This window comes from Oharaeibacter diazotrophicus, from assembly GCF_004362745.1.
Lineage (GTDB): Bacteria > Pseudomonadota > Alphaproteobacteria > Rhizobiales > Pleomorphomonadaceae > Oharaeibacter > Oharaeibacter diazotrophicus.
In genome coordinates, this window is record NZ_SNXY01000011.1 from 33,128 (window position 1) to 49,587 (window position 16,460).

Here is a 16,460-nt window from a genome sequence, read left to right on the forward strand (position 1 = left end):
ATCCCCATGTGTCCGGGTACATCAGCCGACGAATTAGGCCGTGTTGCACCGCAAAACAAGCGGCGGAGCGCCGCAAGGACCAAGGTCGTAGCGGCCGGGCGGGCCCGGCGTCAGGTCCAGATGGCGATCGGCAGTCCGGCGCCGTCGCGCTCGGGCGGGGCGGGATGCGACACCGCGTCGCCCGCGAGGACGCGTTCGGCGACGAGGGCGCACACGGCGGCGTCGAGGAGGTCGTCCGGCCCGGCCCCGCGCGGCGGCGGCGCGGCGAGGAAGTCCCAGGCGTAGCCGCGGCCGGCGAGGAAGCGGCGCCGCTCGTCGAGACCGTCGGGGTTCGGCCGGCTCTTCACCTTCTTCGGCAGCGTCACCGGCGCGCCGGCGAGCACCGCGAAGGCGACCTCCGGGTGGCTCTCGCGGACGCGCTCGACGAGGTCCGGGCGGGCGCGCAGCAGCCCGTCGAGCTCGCGCATCTTCGGGAAGAGATGGAAGCACTGCTTGGAGACCCGCCGCGGCGGGTCGGATCGGGCGAGCGCGGCGGCGCAGGCGGCCGGGTAATCCTCGGCGTAGACGGCCGCCCGGGCCGGCACCGAGAACACGCTCGACTGCCGCATTCCGAGCTTCGGCCGCACGAGGCGCTCCGGCGCCCGGCCGCCGGGGCCGACGACGTCGGGCAGGCCGATCGGCATGTCGACCGCGATCATCGCCGGGTCGTCGGTCGCGATCAGGTCGGCGAGGCGGGCGACGACGCGGACCGTCGCGGTGCCATCGGCGAGGTCGCGAAGCACGGCGATCCAGCCGGCCGGGCAGCCGTCGACGCCGGCGACGACGGTCACGGCGTCCCGGCGGGGCGGCGTGGCGCGGCCCAGCGGCGGACGTCGACCATGGCGGTCGGGCGCTGGATCGCGGCCTGCTCCTCGGCGAGGAGGAGTTCGTCGGCGTCGGCCTTCACGGTGCGGGCGACCATCTCGAAGGTGGTCGCGGCGGCGCCGGCGAGCGCGGCCTCCATGCCGGCACCCGACAGCAGGCGCGACACCAGCGTGGCGGCGAACAGGTCGCCGGTGCCGGCGTGGGCACCGGGCACGCGCTGGTTCTCGGCGACCAGCACGTCGTCGGCGGTGACCGCGACGGTGGCGATCTTGCCGCGCATCATCGCCGGCACCGAGGTCACCACCACGGTGCCCGTGGACAGGGCGCGCGCGGCCTCGACCACGTCGGCCATGGTCTCGACCTTGCGGCCGGTGAGCAGGGCGAGCTCGAAGTAGTTCGGCGTCGTCAGGTCGGAGAGCGGCATCAGCACGTCGCGGTTGGCGAGGACCACGTCGGCCGGCACGTAGGTGGCGCCGTCGTCGCCCGAGACCGGGTCGATCACCGCCAGCGCGGCGGGGTTGGCGGCCTTGACGGCGCGGATCAGCCGCGCCAGCGGCTCGGCCTGGTCGGCGGCGCCGAGGTAGCCGGTCATCACCGCGCCGATCCGCCCGAGCCAGGGGGCGCGGCAGAGGTCGTCGCAGAGGGCGGCGAAGTCGGCGGCGGCGGGCACCAGACGGTGGGCGCGGCCGTGGCCGGGATGCCAGGGCAGCACGACGGTCGGCAGCGTCCAGGTCCGGTGGCCGAGGCGCTCCAGCGCGAAGCCGGCGCGCGAGCCGACCGAGCCGCGCACCACGTGGGAAGAGACGACCAGCACCTCGGGAAGGGACATCGGTGACCTGCGGCCTCGCGTTCCGGGCGCGGGAGGGGGTAGGCTCGCCCGTCGATTCCCGCGGTTCGCCACCGCTACCACAGCCCGTGTCCGCTTTCGATGACCCGTCGTGCCGCGCCCTCCGCCTCCGACCTGTTCGGCTCGCCGCCGGCCGAGGGTCCGCGCGCCGGCGGCGTCGTGCAGGTGCTGACGCCGGTGGCGCTCGACGACAGCTGGACCTACCGCCTGCCCGACGACGGCGTGGTGGTGCCGGGGTCGATCGTCCAGGTGCCGCTCGGCCCGCGCAAGGTGGTCGGCGTCGTCACCGCGGAGACGCCGACGCTCGCCGCCTCGTCGAACCGGCTGCGCGCGATCGAAAAGGTTTTCGACGTCCCCCCGCTCTCGGCCGACCTCGTGGCCTTCGCCGACTGGGTGGCCCGCTACACCCTGACGCCGCGCGGCATGGTGGTGCGCATGCTGCTCCGTGCCCCCGAGGCGCTCGACCCCGAGCCGCCGGTGCGCGCCGTCGTGCGCGCCGGCGAGCCGCCGGAGCGCCTGACCGACGCGCGGCGCCGCGTGCTCGCCCTCACCGCCGAGAACGAGGGCATGGCGTGGACGCGCTCCGGCCTCGCCCACGCCGCCGGCGTGTCGCCGGGCGTCGTCGACGGTCTGATCGCCGCCGGCACGCTCGCCGAGGTCGAGGTGCCCGCCGGCCCGCCGTTCCGCCGCGCCGAACCGGACTTCGATCCGCGCGATCTCACCGGCGAGCAGCGCCGCGCCGCCGACGAACTCGTCGGCCGCGTCGGCGCCGGGGCGAGCGTGACGCTCCTCGACGGCGTCACCGGCTCGGGCAAGACCGAGGTCTACCTGGAGGCGGTCGCCGAGGCGCTGCGCCAGGGCCGGCAGGCGCTGGTGCTGGTGCCGGAGATCGCGCTCACCAAGGCCTTCCTCGACCGCTTCGCCGCCCGCTTCGGCGCCCTGCCGGCGGAATGGCACTCCGACGTCGGACCGAAGACGCGGGCGCGGGTGTGGCGCGGCGTCGCGGAGGGCGGCGTCGGCGTCGTGGTCGGCGCGCGCTCGGCGCTGTTCCTGCCGTTCCGCGACCTCGGGCTGATCGTCGTCGACGAGGAGCACGATCCCGCCTACAAGCAGGAGGAGTGGGCGACCTACCACGCCCGCGACATGGCGGTGGTGCGCGGGCGGATCGAGCGGATCCCGGTGGTGCTCGCCTCGGCGACGCCCTCGATCGAGAGCCGTGTCAACGCCGACCGCGGCCGCTACCGGCACGTGGTGCTCTCCGAGCGCGCCACGGGCGCGGCGATGCCGACGCTGATGGCGATCGACATGCGCCGGGCCGGCCCGCCGCGCGGCCGTTTCCTGGCGCCGGGGCTCGTCTCGGCGATCGCCGAGACGACCGCGCGCGGCGAGCAGGCGCTCCTGTTCCTGAACCGGCGCGGCTACGCGCCGCTGACGCTGTGCCGGGCCTGCGGCCACCGCTTCCAGTGCCCGAACTGCTCGTCCTGGCTGGTCGACCACCGCTTCCGCGGCCGGCTCGCCTGCCACCACTGCGGCCATACCGAACCGCGGCCCGAGGCGTGCCCGTCCTGCGGCACCCTAGACGCGCTGGTGCCCTGCGGCCCCGGCGTCGAGCGCATCGCCGAGGAACTGGCGACGCTGCTGCCGGAGCGGCGCACCGTGGTGCTGTCGTCGGACGTGCTCGGCTCCGTCCAGCGCATGCGGGCCGAGTTCGACGCGGTGGCGCGCGGCGAGTGCGACATCGTGGTCGGCACCCAGCTGGTCGCCAAGGGCCACACCTTCCCCAAGCTAACCCTGGTCGGCGTGGTCGACGCCGACCTCGGCCTCGGCTCGGGCGATCCGCGGGCGGCCGAGCGCACCTTCCAGCTGCTCGCCCAGGTGACCGGCCGTGCCGGTCGGCTGTGCGGGCGCGGCATCGGCGTCATGCAGACCTACGCGCCGGAGAGCCCGGTGATCGCCGCGCTGGTCTCCGGCGATCCCGAGCGCTTCTACGCGGTCGAAATCGCCGAGCGCGAACGCGGGCGGATGCCGCCGTTCGGCCGGCTCGCGGCGGTGATCGTGTCGGCGCCGCAGCGCGAGCGCGCCGAGGACCACGCCCGCGCGCTCGCCCGTGCCGCGCCGGCCGGCGGGCCGGTCGAAGTACTGGGGCCGGCGGAGGCGCCGCTCGCCCTGATCCGCGGCCGGCACCGGCTCCGCCTCCTCGCCGCCGCCCCGCGCGACCACGACCTCTCGGCCTGGCTCAGGGCCTGGCTCGCCGCCGCCGGCAAGCCGCCGGCCGGGGTCGAGGTCCAGGTCGACGTCGATCCGCAGAGCTTCCTCTGACGCCATGCGCGGGCCGGGCAGCTGTGGCGGTGGCCAACGGGAGAACTAAGACGAAAGACTCCGCTCGCGGATCCGCCGCCTAAAACGATCAAGTCCGCCGGGGCGGCGGCGAATCGCCCCGACCGCCCCGGAACCGGCCTTTGCGACGGACGAAAGACGCGGAATTCCGCGGTTTTTCGAATCGGCCGGTCCGGTTGCGCGGGCCGAAGCCATATGATAGACGGGGCCGGATTTTCCGACGGGTCGACATGCGCGGCCCCCGTCGATCCAGCGAAAACGGCAGGGGTTCCAAGGCTTTCCACAGGAAGGGCCAGGGTCCCGGCGTGACAGAGGGGGAGCCCCGGGTGAGCGAAACGGCAACGGTCGTCTCCGGCGTCGCGGAACGCTACGCCAACGCGCTGTTCGAGCTCGGCGTCGAAACCGGCCAGCTCGACGGCATCGCCGCCGACATCGACCGCTTCGACGCCCTGCTCGCCGAGAGCGCGGACCTCGTCCGCCTGATCCGCTCGCCGGTGTTCACGCCGGACGACCAGCTCAGGGCCGTCTCCGAGGTGATGTTCCGCGCCGGCATCGGCGGGCTCGCCGCCAATTTCGTCAAGCTCGCGGCGCGCAACCGCCGGCTCTTCGCGGTGCCGGAGATGTTCCGCGCCTACCGCAAGCTGCTCGCGCACCACCGTGGCGAGACCACCGCCGACGTCGTCTCGGCCGAGACGCTGTCGGCCGCCCAGGTAGGGGACCTGAAGGCGGCGCTGACGTCGGTGACCGGCCGCGACATCCGCGTCAACGCCGCGGTCGACCCCTCGCTGATCGGCGGGCTGGTGGTCAAGCTCGGCTCCCGCATGATCGACACGTCGCTCAAGACGAAGCTCAACGCGCTCAAGATAGCCCTGAAAGAGGTCGGCTGATGGACATCCGCGCCGCGGAAATTTCCGCAATCCTCAAGGAGCAGATCAAGAACTTCGGCCAGGAGGCCGAGGTCTCCGAAGTCGGCCAGGTTCTCTCCGTCGGTGACGGCATCGCCCGCGTCCACGGTCTCGACAACGTCCAGGCGGGCGAGATGGTCGAGTTCCCGGGCGGCATCCGCGGCATGGCGCTGAACCTCGAGTCCGACAACGTCGGCGTCGTGATCTTCGGCTCCGACCGCGACATCAAGGAAGGCGACGTCGTCAAGCGCACGGGCTCGATCGTGGACGTGCCGGTCGGCAAGGGTCTGCTCGGCCGCGTCGTCGACGCGCTCGGCAACCCGATCGACGGCAAGGGCCCGATCGAGTACACCGAGCGTCGTCGCGTCGACGTCAAGGCGCCGGGCATCATCCCGCGCAAGTCGGTGCACGAGCCGATGTCGACCGGCCTCAAGGCCATCGACGCGATGATCCCCGTCGGCCGCGGCCAGCGCGAGCTCGTCATCGGCGACCGCCAGACCGGCAAGACCGCGATCATCCTCGACACGTTCCTCAATCAGAAGCCGCTGAACGAGGGCACCGACGAGAAGATCAAGCTCTACTGCGTCTACGTCGCGATCGGCCAGAAGCGCTCGACCGTCGCGCAGTTCGTCAAGAAGCTCGAGGACGCCGGCGCGCTGCCGTACTCGATCGTCATCGCCGCCACCGCCTCGGACGCGGCGCCGATGCAGTTCCTGGCGCCGTTCACCGGCTGCGCCATGGGCGAGTACTTCCGCGACAACGGCATGCACGCCCTGATCGCCTACGACGACCTCTCCAAGCAGGCCGTCGCCTACCGTCAGATGTCGCTGCTGCTGCGCCGTCCGCCGGGCCGCGAGGCCTACCCGGGCGACGTGTTCTACCTGCACTCCCGTCTCCTGGAGCGCGCGGCCAAGCTGAACGACGCCAACGGCGCCGGCTCGCTGACCGCCCTGCCGGTGATCGAGACGCAGGCCAACGACGTCTCGGCCTACATCCCGACCAACGTGATCTCGATCACCGACGGCCAGATCTTCCTCGAGACCAACCTGTTCTACCAGGGCATCCGCCCGGCGGTGAACGTCGGTCTCTCGGTGTCGCGCGTCGGCTCGGCCGCCCAGATCAAGGCGATGAAGCAGGTCGCCGGCACGATCAAGGGCGAGCTCGCGCAGTATCGCGAGATGGCCGCCTTCGCGCAGTTCGGTTCGGACCTCGACGCCGCCACGCAGAAGCTGCTCAACCGCGGCGCCCGCCTCGTCGAGCTGCTGAAGCAGCCGCAGTTCTCGCCCCTGAAGACCCAGGAGCAGGTCGCGGTGATCTTCGCCGGCGTGAACGGCTACCTGGATCCGCTGCCGGTCGGCAAGGTGCGTGCCTTCGAGGCGGGGCTGCTGCGCTTCCTGCGCGAGAAGCACGCCGACATCCTCGACGGCATCTGGGCCGAGAAGGCGCTGACCGACGGCCTGCGCGCCAAGCTGAAGGACGCGATCGCGGCCTTCGCCAAGTCCTTCGCCTGAGTTCGGCGGTAGCCGGCGCCGGCGGCCCAGTGCCGCCGGCGTCGCCCGCGGTGCGCCGGCCCATCCGGCGCGCCGTCTTCGTCACGAACCTTGCGATCCTCCCGGTCGAACGGCCGGGACCCCAGTGAGCGAGCCGCCATGCCGAGCTTGAAGGACCTCAAGAACCGCATCGCCTCGGTGAAGGCGACGCAGAAGATCACCAAGGCGATGCAGATGGTCGCCGCGGCGAAGCTGCGCCGTGCCCAGGAGGCCGCCGAGGCCGCGCGTCCCTACGCGACCCGGCTCGCCCAGGTGCTCGGCAACCTCGCCGCCGGCTTCGCCGGCCGCGACGACGCGCCGCTGCTGATGACCGGTACTGGCCGCGACAAGGTCCACCTGCTCGTCGTCTGCACGGCCGAGCGCGGCCTGTGCGGCGGCTTCAACGCCCAGATCGTCCGCCTCGCCCGCGAGCACGCCAACCGTCTCCTCGCCGAGGGCAAGGAGGTCAAGATCCTGACCGTGGGCAAGAAGGGCGCCGACGCGCTCCGCCGCGACTACGGCGCCCGGATCATCGACCGCGTCGAGCTGCGCAGCGTCAAGACGATCGGCTTCGTCAACGCGGCGGTGATCCAGGCGAAGATCATGGCGCTGTTCGAGGCGGGCGAGTTCGACGTCTGCACGCTGTTCTACTCGCGCTTCCGCTCGGTGATCGCGCAGATCCCGACCGCCCGTCAGATCCTGCCGGTGGTGGTCGAGGGCGGTGCTGCCGCGGCGTCGGACGCCGTCTACGAATACGAGCCTGACGAGGCCGCGATCCTCGAGGATCTGCTGCCGCGGGCGATCACCATGGAGATCTACACGGCGCTCCTCGAGAACGCCGCGTCGGAGCAGGGCGCGCGCATGTCCGCGATGGACAACGCGACGCGGAACGCCGGCGACATGATCAACAGGCTGTCGCTGCAGTACAACCGCTCGCGGCAGGCGATGATCACCAAGGAACTCATCGAGATCATTTCGGGCGCCGAGGCGCTCTGACCGACACACGGGTAGGCAAGGACGAGAACGATGGCTGACAACAAGGTCGGACGCATCACCCAGGTCATCGGCGCCGTCGTCGACGTCAAGTTCGACGATCACCTGCCGGCGATCCTGAACGCCCTCGAGACCACCAACGGCGGCACCCGCCTGGTGCTCGAGGTCGCCCAGCACCTCGGCGAGAACACGGTCCGCACCATCGCCATGGACACCTCCGAGGGCCTCGTCCGCGGCCAGCAGGTGGTCGACAGCGGCGCCCCGATCTCCGTGCCCGTGGGCGACGCCTGCCTCGGCCGCATCATCAACGTGATCGGCGAGCCGGTCGACGAGGCCGGTCCGGTCGTCGGCGAGACCACCCGCGCGATCCACCAGCAGGCGCCGTCCTACGTCGAGCAGTCGACCGAGGCCGAGATCCTGGTCACCGGCATCAAGGTCGTCGACCTCCTGGCGCCTTACGCCAAGGGCGGCAAGATCGGCCTGTTCGGCGGCGCCGGCGTCGGCAAGACCGTGCTGATCATGGAGCTCATCAACAACATCGCCAAGGCGCACGGCGGCTATTCCGTGTTCGCCGGCGTCGGTGAGCGGACCCGAGAGGGCAACGACCTCTACCACGAGATGATCGAGTCCGGCGTGAACCGGAACCCGAAGGAGCACGGCTCCACCGACGGTTCCAAGTGCGCCCTCGTCTACGGCCAGATGAACGAGCCGCCGGGGGCCCGCGCCCGCGTCGCGCTGACCGGCCTCACCGTCGCCGAGCACTTCCGCGACAAGGGCCAGGACGTGCTGTTCTTCGTCGACAACATCTTCCGCTTCACCCAGGCGGGTTCGGAAGTGTCGGCGCTGCTCGGCCGCATCCCGTCGGCGGTGGGCTACCAGCCGACGCTGGCGACCGACATGGGCGCCCTGCAGGAGCGCATCACCACCACCACCAAGGGCTCGATCACCTCGGTGCAGGCGATCTACGTGCCGGCCGACGACCTGACCGACCCGGCGCCGGCCGCCTCGTTCGCCCACCTCGACGCCACCACCGTGCTGTCGCGCTCGATCGCCGAGAAGGGCATCTACCCGGCGGTGGACCCGCTCGACTCGACCTCGCGCATGCTCGACGCCGCCATCATCGGCGAGGAGCACTACGCCGTCGCGCGCCGGGTCCAGGAAGTGCTGCAGCGCTACAAGGCGCTCCAGGACATCATCGCGATCCTCGGCATGGACGAGCTCTCGGAAGAGGATCGTCTGGCCGTGGCCCGCGCCCGCAAGATCGAGCGCTTCCTGTCGCAGCCCTTCTTCGTGGCCGAGGTCTTCACCGGTTCGCCGGGCAAGCTCGTCGCCCTCGAGGACACGATCAAGGGCTTCAAGGGTCTGGTCGAGGGCAAGTACGACCACCTCCCGGAGGCCGCCTTCTACATGGTCGGCACCATCGAAGAGGCGATCGAGAAGGCCCAGAAGCTCGCCGCCGCGGCCTGATCCGCGCGCCGGTTCCCGGGCGCGTCCCGCGCGCCCGGGTGCTTCCGAGACCCGACGGGGCGGCAGGCGTCCGCCCGGTCCCATTCGATCGAACGGCCGCGCCGCACGGCGCCGCCCCGGAGCCCCCGAGATGGCAACCTTCAAGTTCGAACTGGTCAGCCCCGAGCGTCTGGTGCTCTCCACGGAAGCCGATCAGGTCGACCTGCCCGGCAGCGAGGGCGACTTCGGCGTCGGCGCCGGCCACGCGCCCTTCCTGTCGACCCTGCGCCCCGGTGTCGTCACCGTGACCGCCGGCGGCGCGCGCACGAAGATCTTCGTGCGTGGCGGCTTCGCCGACGTCAACGTCTCCGGCCTCACCGTGCTCGCCGAGAAGGCGGTGCCGGTGGCCGAGCTGAAGCCCGACGAGATCGCCGGCGAGATCCGCGACGCCGAAGAGGACGTCGCGGACGCCAAGACCGCCGACGCCCGTCACGCCGCCGAGACCAAGCTGGCGCAGCTGCGCGAGGTCGCCGCCGCGCTCACCTGAGCCGGCCGGCCCGATCCCGTTCTTGCGAGGGCCCCGGACGGCGACGTCCGGGGCCCTCGCCGTTTCGGCCTGCCGGCGCGGGGCGCTCGCGGCGCTTCGCGCGCCGGTCGCGCAAGGGAGGGATCGGAATCCTCGCGGCGAAGTTACACGTCGGGCAGCATGCGGGCTTTACAAGTCGCCCGCGGCAGACCGTAATGTCACTTACGCCGATGCCGCACGGATGGGCACGGCGAGGGAACAGGCAGGAGCCGGATCCAGGCAACTCCCCTCGGAACGGAGGTGCGCGATGCGTCGGGCCAGAGCGATCGTCGGCGGCTACGGATCCGCACGCGCCAGCAGGGCGTCCGCGGTGGCTTCCTCCTGGGCATGTGCCCTCCTCGCGGGTGCCTCTGGCTTCTTCGCGATGGCGGGCGGTGTCGGCGCCCACGGTGTCCTGGCGTCCGGTGTCGCGGCGACCGCGGTGCTGTTCGGCGGCCTCGCCGTCCACGCCACCCTGCCGGCGCCCGCCCTGCGCGCCCGCCCGACGCGGTTGCGTCCGCCGCCTGTGTCGGCCGCGTCGCAGCCGCGGGCGTCGATGGAGCACGACCCGGTTCCGGAATCCTGGCCGCCCGAACCCGATCGGCCGCTGTCGGCCGACGCCGCCGGCGCGCTCGCCGATCTCGAGCGCGAATGCGGCGAACTCGCCCGGGTCGCCCGCAGCCGCCGCCGTCCGGCGGCCGTGACGGTGGCGGCTTGAACGAAGACGTCGCCGCTCCCGGGATCGGTCAGCCGAACCCCATCTCCCGCGCCCAGGCCAGCACGCGCGCGTAGGTCGCACGGCGGTGCAGCGCGCCGCAGTCGACCAGATCGGCGAGCGGTCGCCAGCCCCATTCGGCGAACTCGGCGGGTTCGTGGGTATGGTCGGCGCTCAGCGTGATCTCGTCGTCCCCGCCTGTGAAGCGGAAGGCGGCCCAGCGCTGGCGCTGGCCGCGGAAGGGGTGCAGCTTGTGGCCCGGCGCACCGCGGACCGGGAAGTCGTAGGCCCACCAGTCCGGGGTTACCGCCAGGAGGTCGGCCGAGCGGACGCCGGTCTCCTCCCAGAGTTCGCGCCGCGCCGCGGCTTCGACGTCCTCGCCGGGATCGATGCCGCCCTGGGGCAGGCCCCAATCGGCGCCGACGTCGAAGATCTCCGGATCGGGCCAGCCGTGCGGATTGGGGAAGACGCGCCCCGCGAAGACGAGGCCCCGGCTGTCGAACAGGCAGATCCCGACGTTGGGCCGGTAGGGCAGGGCCGGGTCGAGCGCCTCGCGCTCGCCGGGCGCGGGCGGAACGGACGAGACCGGCGCACGGCCGCTCACGGCGTCGCCGCCAGATGGGCGAAGGCGGCGCAGACCTTCTCGTAGACCGGCCGCTTGAACGGTACGATCAGGCCGGCGAGGCGGTCGAGCCGCTCCCAGCGCCACGCGTCGAACTCGGGCGGATGGGCGCCGCCGAGCGGGCGCTCGATGTCGATCTCGGCGTCGTCGCCGGTGAAGCGCATCGCGAACCACTTCTGGGTCTGGCCGCGCCACTTGCGCCTGAAGCGGCCCGAGGCGAGGTCGTCCGGCACGTCGTAGGAATACCAGTCCGGCGCTTCGGCGATCAGCGCCGCGGAGGTGACGTTGGTCTCCTCGGCGAGCTCGCGGCGGGCCGCCGTCAGCGGATCCTCGCCGTCGTCGAGACCGCCCTGCGGCATCTGCCAAGCATCGTCGCCGTCGCCGGCACGGTCGCGGCGGTTGCCGACGAAGACGAGGCCGGCGGCGTTGAAGAGCATGACGCCGACACAGGGGCGGTAGGGCAGGTCGTCGCGGTCGTGGGACATCGGGCGGGCGGATTCCTGGGTGGCAAGGGCGTCAGCGGGCGCGCTGCGTGGCGGAGATCGGCACCAACGTGATGCCGCGCGCCTCGAGGGCGGCGGCCCAGGCGGCGATGCGGCGCACCGAGATCGGCAGCGCGCTGGCGGTGCCGACGGCGATGCCGCGGCTGCGGGCGATCTGCTCCAGCTGCGCGAGCCGGCTGTCGATCTCCTGTTCGGTGGCGACCGCGTCGATCAGCACGTCGCCGCGGGCGTAGGGCGCCTGTCGGGTCTTGGCACCGTCGCCGACCAGCGAGCGCGACGAGGTGCCCTCGTCCACGAACAGCAGCCCGCGCCCCGCGACGTCGGCGAGCACCGGGTCGAGCGCCTGACCGTCGGCGGTGAAGCGCGCGCCCATGTAGGTCATCACGCCGACATAGGCCTCGACACGGGTCATCAGCCAGTGCAACCGGTCGATGTTCTTGTCGGCGTCGAGGCTGGTCAGCAGCGTGTGCGGGCCGGGGTCGTTGTCGGGGTAGTCGAAGGGCTCCAACGGCACCTGCAGCAGCAGTTCGTGGCCGTCCTGGCGGGCCTTGGTCACCCAGCGCCCGAGGTCGGACCCGTAGGGCGCGAAGGCGAGCGTGACGTCGGGCGGCAGCTGGCGCAGCGCCTCCTGGGTGCCGGTCTGGCTGAGGCCGATGCCGCCGACGATCACGGCGATCTTCGGGGCGCTCGCCACCATGCCCGGCGTCGGGCGGGCGTAGACGTCGAGCGGGCGGCGGCCGTCCTCGGCGATGCGCGGCAGTCGGCCGTAGGGGCCGTCGACCAGCAGACCGGGATCGGCGCCGACCGGCATCTTCTTCGTCTCGGCGGCGGGATCGGCGGCCTGTTCCGGAGTGCCGACGGCGGCGATCGCGTCGGCGTCGCCGGCGCCGTCGTCGGCCTTGGGCGGCGGCAGCAGCGCGCCGGTGCCGGACTTGACGCCCACCGTCGCGATCTCGCCGCGGTCGACCGTCTCCTGCGTGGTGGCGATCCTGGACCGCGCCACCGGTTCGCCGCCGAGCGGGTCGTCGACCATCACGAGCCAGAGGGTCAGGAGCGCCGCGACGGTGACGGCGCCGAGGCCGAGCAGGAAGCCGACCGGGATCTTCCGGCGCTCTTCTCCGGGCGGCTTGAAGCCGAGCGGCGTCGTCAGATCGCTCATCGATCGGTTCCGGCAGGCGGGATCGCCTGATTCGCGCCGGCGATTCTACGCCCTCGGCGGGCACGGCGGAAACGCGAACGGCCGGACCCGCGAGGGTCCGGCCGTCCGGGGCGTCGGCGTTCGCGGCCCGGTCAGTTGGGAACCGGGGCGGCGTCCTGCTTGGGCGGGAAGGCGGCGTTGGCCTGGAGGCCGCGCAAGAGGTCGAGCGCGTAGTTGAGCTGCTTGTCGTCCTTCGGATCCGGCGGCACGTAGGCCTGCGAACCGGACTCCTCCTTGTCGATGCCGCTGTTGACGAGGTGGCCCTTCAGGCTCGCCTCGCCCTTGGTCTCGACCTGGTCCGGCTGCAGCTCCGGCGGCAGGTCCTGCTTGACCTCGATGTCCGGGGTGATGCCCTTGGCCTGGATCGAGGTGCCGGACGGGGTGTAGTAGCGCGCCGTCGTCAGGCGGATCGCCCCGTTCGAGCCGAGCGGGATGATGGTCTGGACCGAGCCCTTGCCGAAGGACCGGGTGCCGACGATGGTGGCCCGGCGGTGGTCCTGCAGGGCGCCCGAGACGATCTCCGAGGCCGAGGCCGAGCCGCCGTTGATCAGCACGATCACCGGCTTGTGGTCGGAGAGGTCGCCGTCCTTGGCGGAGTAGCGCCGGGTCTCGCTCTCGTGGCGGCCGCGGGTCGAGACGATCTCGCCCTTGTCGAGGAAGGCGTCGGACACCGAGATCGCCTGATCGAGCAGGCCGCCCGGGTTGTTGCGCAGGTCGACGACGAAGCCCTTGAGCTTGTCGGCCGGCACGTCCTTCTCGATCTTGGCGATCGCGTTCTTCAGACCCTCGAAGGTCTGCTCGGTGAACTGGGTGATTCGGATGTAGCCGACGTCGCCCTCGACGCGGCTGCGCACCGACTGGATCTTGATGACGTCGCGCGTCACCTTGATGTCGACCGGCTTCTCCTGGCCCTTGCGCTGGACCGTCAGCACGATCGGCGTGTTGACCGGGCCGCGCATCTTGTCGACGGCCTCCTGCAGGCTGAGGCCCTGGACCTGGACGCCGTCGAGGGCGACGATCAGGTCGCCGGCGAGCACGCCGGCCTTGGACGCCGGGGTGTCGTCGATCGGGGTCACGACCTTGACGAGGCCGTCCTCCAGCGTCACCTCGATGCCGAGGCCGCCGAACTCGCCGCGGGTCTGGACCTGCATGTCCTGGAAGGACTTGGCGTTCATGTAGCTCGAGTGCGGGTCGAGCGAGGTCAGCATGCCGTTGACGGCGGCCTCGATCAGGGCGCCCTCGTCCGGCTCCTCGACGTAGTCGGCGCGGATGCGCTCGAACACGTCGCCGAACAGGTTGAGCTGGCGATAGGTGTCCGCGCCCGCGGCGATCGCGGGGCTGAGGCCGGGGATCTGCCCACCCATGCCGACGAAGGTGAGGACGGCGCCGAGAGAGGCTCCGGCCGCGAGTAGCGAAAGTTTCCTGATCATCCTCGAACCTTCCGATCCTGCGACGCGACCCACCAGGGAGCCGGGTCGATCGAAGCGCCATCCTTGCGGAATTCGATATAGAGCACGGGTTGCGAAAGGCTCGCACCCGGTGCGGTGGCACTGGCCAGCCGCCGACTCCCCATCGCGCCGACCGGCTCACCCGTGAGCACGAACCTGCCGAGCTCCACGTCGATCCTCTCCATACCGGCGAGGACAACATGATACCCGTCGCCGACGTTCAGGATCAAGAGTTGGCCGTAGGAGCGGAACGGCCCGGCGTAGACGACCCAGCCGTCGGCGGGGGCGACCACGCGGGCGCCGGCGCGGGTGGCGACCGAGAGGCCCTGGGCGATGCCGCCGAGGCCGTTGTCGTCGCCGAAGCCCTGGATCGCGACGCCGCGGACGGGGAGTTGCAAGAGGCCCTTGGCGGCGGTGAAGGCGATCGCCGGGGCGAGACGGCCGGCGTCGCCGGGCGCGGGGCGGCGGGCCGCCTCGGCGGCGGCCGCGGCCGCGGCGGCGCCGCGCACGGAGCCGAGTTCGCGCTCCATCGCCGCCATCAGTTCCTCGAGCGACTTCGCCTTGGCGGCGAGTTCGGCGGCGCGGACCTTCTCGGCGGCGAGGTCGTCGGCACGGGTCGCCGCGGTCTTCCTCTTCTCGGCGATCAGGAGGGTGACCCGGGTCTCCTCCTCGCCGAGCGCCTTGGCGTCGGCGCGCAGGCGGTCGCGCTCGGCCTCGGCGTCGCGGCGCACGGCGACCAGCGCGGCGAGGTCGGAGGCGAGCGCGTCGGCCTCGACGCGGACCTCGGGCAGCACCGCGCCGAGCAGGATCGCGGAGCGCACCGCGCCGAGGGCGTCCGCCGGCTCGACCACCAGCGCCGGCGGCGGCCGGCGGCCGATCCGCTGGGCGGCGGCGAGCACGTCGATCAACACGGCGCGCCGACCGTCGAGCGAGACGCGGATCGCCTTCTCGTTATCGGCGTGGCGGACGAGCCGGCGTTCGCTGTCGGCGATCGCCTGTTCGAGGTCGCCGGCGCGGGCGGTGGCGGCGAGCAGGCGGTCGTTCAGCGTCGCCTGATCCTTGTCGAGGGCGGCGATCTCGGCGGCGATCTCGGCCTGACGGTCGGAGGAGACGGCGAGGTCGCCGCGGACCTTGTCGAGTTCGGCCTCCTTCAGCGCCCGCTCGGCCTCAAGGGCGGCGGGGTCGCGGCCGGCACCGGCGGCGAGGTCCGGCACGGTGGCGGGGGCGTAGGCCGTGGCACCGGGCTCCTCGGCACGGGCCGCGCCGGCCGCCCAGCACCCGGCCCAGCATCCGGCGACGACGGCGGCGGCCGCGGCGAGCGCGGCGGCGGTCGGGGTCCGGGAGCGGGTCGGCGGCATCTCGGGTTCGTTCGCGCCCAGGTTCGGTTCCCGCCTCGGGGCCGTCGATTCGTCCGGCCGGATCAGGACCGGTGGTAGGGGTGGCCGGACAGGATGGTCACCGCCCGATAGACCTGTTCTGCGGCGAGAATGCGGACGAGCTGGTGCGGCCACGTCAGCCGGCCGAAGGAGATCCGGTGGCCCGCCCGCGACAGCACCGCCGGGCCGTGGCCGTCGGGACCGCCGATCAGCAGGATCGCCGAGGGCGTGCCGCGGTCGCGCGCCTCGCCGATCATGGCGGCGAATCGCTCGCTGGTCGGCAGGTCGCCGCGTTCGTCGAGCGCGATCAGCAGGGCGCCGAGCGGCAGGTCGGCGACGAGCGCCGCCGCCTCCTCGTCCTTGCGTGCCGCGGCCTCGCGGGCGCGGCTCTCGACGATCTCGCGCACCGCGACCCCGGTGATCCCGATGGCGGGTCCGGCCTTGCGGGCACGGTCGATGTAACGGTCGGCGAGCTCGCGCTCGGGACCGGCCTTCAGGCGGCCGACGGCGTGGATGGCGATCTGCATCCGAACCTTGTGCACCGGCCCGCGGCTGCGCCGCAAGGCCGTGCACGGACGCCGACGGCCCGGTGGAGGACCCGGCCGCCGTCAGCCGTTGACGCGCACCGGGACGGCGTCCACCGACCACATCTTCTCGATGTTGTAGAACTGCCGGACCTCGGGGCGGAAGACGTGGACGATCACGTCGCCGGCGTCGATCAGCACCCAGTCGCAAGCCGGCTGGCCCTCGGTGGCGGCCGTGCCGAAGCCGGCGTCCTTGAGGTCCTTCAGCAGATGGTCCGCGATGGCGCCGACGTGCCGCTGCGAGCGACCGGCGCAGACCACCATGTAGTCGGCGATGGGCGTCTTGCCGGCGATGTCGATCGAGACGACGTCCTCGGCCTTGGCGTTGTCCAGGCTCGCGAGCACCGCGGCGAGCCGGGCGGCCGGATCACCCGCCGCGGCGGCGTCGACGCCGGTCACGGCCGGGGACTGAGGAGCGCGGAAGGCCGCGCCCTCGGAAGAGAGTGCCATGTTCAGGGGGAATACCTCGTGTTCGGTCCGGTGTCGGTCGTCATGCGCTTCCGGGTGCCGGTAGCCGGCGGTGGAATC

General features: G+C 72.5%; 16 protein-coding genes. 7 read left to right on the plus strand and 9 right to left on the minus strand.

Annotated features, from left to right (window positions below; all coding sequences use genetic code 11):
* Window positions 1-110: 110 nt before the first annotated feature.
* On the minus strand, window positions 111-830 hold the full coding sequence (locus tag EDD54_RS20415; RefSeq protein WP_126540438.1) for a DUF429 domain-containing protein: 720 nt from the start codon (window positions 828-830) through the stop codon (window positions 111-113).
* On the minus strand, window positions 827-1,693 hold the full coding sequence (pdxY, locus tag EDD54_RS20420; protein WP_126540439.1) for a pyridoxal kinase: 867 nt from the start codon (window positions 1,691-1,693) through the stop codon (window positions 827-829). The genes EDD54_RS20415 and pdxY overlap by 4 nt, the downstream gene beginning before the upstream one ends.
* Before the next feature lie 99 nt (window positions 1,694-1,792).
* Between pdxY and EDD54_RS20425 the strand changes: the two genes are divergently transcribed.
* The 7 genes from EDD54_RS20425 to EDD54_RS20455 all read left to right on the plus strand — a co-directional run bounded on the left by EDD54_RS20425 (window position 1,793) and on the right by EDD54_RS20455 (window position 10,204).
* Entirely contained in the window at window positions 1,793-4,030 is a 2,238-nt protein-coding gene (locus EDD54_RS20425) for a primosomal protein N' (RefSeq protein WP_126540440.1), read from the plus strand.
* A gap of 344 nt (window positions 4,031-4,374) precedes the next feature.
* The gene (locus tag EDD54_RS20430; RefSeq protein WP_126540441.1) at window positions 4,375-4,935 is read left to right on the plus strand and encodes a F0F1 ATP synthase subunit delta; all 561 of its coding nucleotides are present in this window, start codon (window positions 4,375-4,377) and stop codon (window positions 4,933-4,935) included.
* Window positions 4,935-6,464: a F0F1 ATP synthase subunit alpha gene (gene atpA / locus EDD54_RS20435; RefSeq protein WP_126540442.1), complete on the plus strand. Its 1,530-nt coding sequence runs from the start codon at window positions 4,935-4,937 to the stop codon at window positions 6,462-6,464. Before EDD54_RS20430 ends, atpA begins: the two co-directional genes overlap by 1 nt.
* Window positions 6,465-6,602: 138 nt before the next feature.
* Window positions 6,603-7,478 (plus strand): F0F1 ATP synthase subunit gamma, encoded by an 876-nt coding sequence (locus tag EDD54_RS20440; RefSeq protein WP_126540443.1) that lies wholly within the window; start codon window positions 6,603-6,605, stop codon window positions 7,476-7,478.
* Between the two features lie 30 nt (window positions 7,479-7,508).
* On the plus strand, window positions 7,509-8,942 hold the full coding sequence (gene atpD / locus EDD54_RS20445; RefSeq protein WP_126540444.1) for a F0F1 ATP synthase subunit beta: 1,434 nt from the start codon (window positions 7,509-7,511) through the stop codon (window positions 8,940-8,942).
* Window positions 8,943-9,072: 130 nt separating this feature from the next.
* Window positions 9,073-9,468 carry a F0F1 ATP synthase subunit epsilon gene (locus tag EDD54_RS20450; protein WP_126540445.1) on the plus strand — a complete coding sequence of 132 codons (396 nt, stop codon included), beginning with the start codon at window positions 9,073-9,075 and terminating at the stop codon, window positions 9,466-9,468.
* 286 nt (window positions 9,469-9,754) lie between these two features.
* Window positions 9,755-10,204, plus strand: coding sequence for a hypothetical protein (locus EDD54_RS20455; RefSeq protein ID WP_126540446.1), 450 nt, complete (start codon window positions 9,755-9,757; stop codon window positions 10,202-10,204).
* Window positions 10,205-10,232: 28 nt separating this feature from the next.
* On the opposite strand, the gene EDD54_RS20460 is transcribed toward EDD54_RS20455, so the two are convergent.
* The 7 genes from EDD54_RS20460 to rsfS form a co-directional block, all read right to left on the minus strand.
* Window positions 10,233-10,805, minus strand: coding sequence for an RNA pyrophosphohydrolase (locus EDD54_RS20460; protein WP_245515835.1), 573 nt, complete (start codon window positions 10,803-10,805; stop codon window positions 10,233-10,235).
* Complete coding sequence (locus EDD54_RS20465) at window positions 10,802-11,308, minus strand: RNA pyrophosphohydrolase (RefSeq protein WP_126540447.1); 507 nt, start codon at window positions 11,306-11,308, stop codon at window positions 10,802-10,804. The genes EDD54_RS20460 and EDD54_RS20465 overlap by 4 nt, the downstream gene beginning before the upstream one ends.
* A gap of 31 nt (window positions 11,309-11,339) precedes the next feature.
* Window positions 11,340-12,485: a divergent polysaccharide deacetylase family protein gene (locus tag EDD54_RS20470; protein ID WP_126540448.1), complete on the minus strand. Its 1,146-nt coding sequence runs from the start codon at window positions 12,483-12,485 to the stop codon at window positions 11,340-11,342.
* A gap of 131 nt (window positions 12,486-12,616) precedes the next feature.
* A complete protein-coding gene (locus EDD54_RS20475; RefSeq protein ID WP_207620413.1) occupies window positions 12,617-13,954 on the minus strand; it encodes a S41 family peptidase in 1,338 nt (445 codons plus the stop codon).
* Window positions 13,951-15,330, minus strand: coding sequence for a murein hydrolase activator EnvC family protein (locus EDD54_RS23705; protein WP_126540449.1), 1,380 nt, complete (start codon window positions 15,328-15,330; stop codon window positions 13,951-13,953). The genes EDD54_RS20475 and EDD54_RS23705 overlap by 4 nt, the downstream gene beginning before the upstream one ends.
* A 62-nt stretch (window positions 15,331-15,392) precedes the next feature.
* Window positions 15,393-15,875 (minus strand): 23S rRNA (pseudouridine(1915)-N(3))-methyltransferase RlmH, encoded by a 483-nt coding sequence (rlmH, locus tag EDD54_RS20485; protein ID WP_126540450.1) that lies wholly within the window; start codon window positions 15,873-15,875, stop codon window positions 15,393-15,395.
* An 81-nt stretch (window positions 15,876-15,956) separates the two neighbouring features.
* A complete protein-coding gene (gene rsfS, locus EDD54_RS20490) occupies window positions 15,957-16,382 on the minus strand; it encodes a ribosome silencing factor (RefSeq protein ID WP_126540451.1) in 426 nt (141 codons plus the stop codon).
* Between the last annotated feature and the right edge of the window lie 78 nt (window positions 16,383-16,460).

What these genes read in the sequence shown, in the direction of transcription:
- EDD54_RS20440 (WP_126540443.1), top strand. Translation starts at nt 6,603, where the DNA reads ATGCCGAGCTTGAAGGACCTCAAGAACCGCATCGCCTCGGTGAAGGCG.
- rsfS (WP_126540451.1), bottom strand. Translation starts at nt 16,382, where the DNA reads ATGGCACTCTCTTCCGAGGGCGCGGCCTTCCGCGCTCCTCAGTCCCCG.
- EDD54_RS20450 (WP_126540445.1), top strand. Translation starts at nt 9,073, where the DNA reads ATGGCAACCTTCAAGTTCGAACTGGTCAGCCCCGAGCGTCTGGTGCTC.
- EDD54_RS20465 (WP_126540447.1), bottom strand. Translation starts at nt 11,308, where the DNA reads ATGTCCCACGACCGCGACGACCTGCCCTACCGCCCCTGTGTCGGCGTC.
- atpD (WP_126540444.1), top strand. Translation starts at nt 7,509, where the DNA reads ATGGCTGACAACAAGGTCGGACGCATCACCCAGGTCATCGGCGCCGTC.
- pdxY (WP_126540439.1), bottom strand. Translation starts at nt 1,693, where the DNA reads ATGTCCCTTCCCGAGGTGCTGGTCGTCTCTTCCCACGTGGTGCGCGGC.
- EDD54_RS20475 (WP_207620413.1), bottom strand. Translation starts at nt 13,954, where the DNA reads ATGATCAGGAAACTTTCGCTACTCGCGGCCGGAGCCTCTCTCGGCGCC.
- EDD54_RS20425 (WP_126540440.1), top strand. Translation starts at nt 1,793, where the DNA reads ATGACCCGTCGTGCCGCGCCCTCCGCCTCCGACCTGTTCGGCTCGCCG.
- atpA (WP_126540442.1), top strand. Translation starts at nt 4,935, where the DNA reads ATGGACATCCGCGCCGCGGAAATTTCCGCAATCCTCAAGGAGCAGATC.
- EDD54_RS20455 (WP_126540446.1), top strand. Translation starts at nt 9,755, where the DNA reads ATGCGTCGGGCCAGAGCGATCGTCGGCGGCTACGGATCCGCACGCGCC.
- EDD54_RS20470 (WP_126540448.1), bottom strand. Translation starts at nt 12,485, where the DNA reads ATGAGCGATCTGACGACGCCGCTCGGCTTCAAGCCGCCCGGAGAAGAG.
- rlmH (WP_126540450.1), bottom strand. Translation starts at nt 15,875, where the DNA reads ATGCAGATCGCCATCCACGCCGTCGGCCGCCTGAAGGCCGGTCCCGAG.
- EDD54_RS23705 (WP_126540449.1), bottom strand. Translation starts at nt 15,330, where the DNA reads ATGCCGCCGACCCGCTCCCGGACCCCGACCGCCGCCGCGCTCGCCGCG.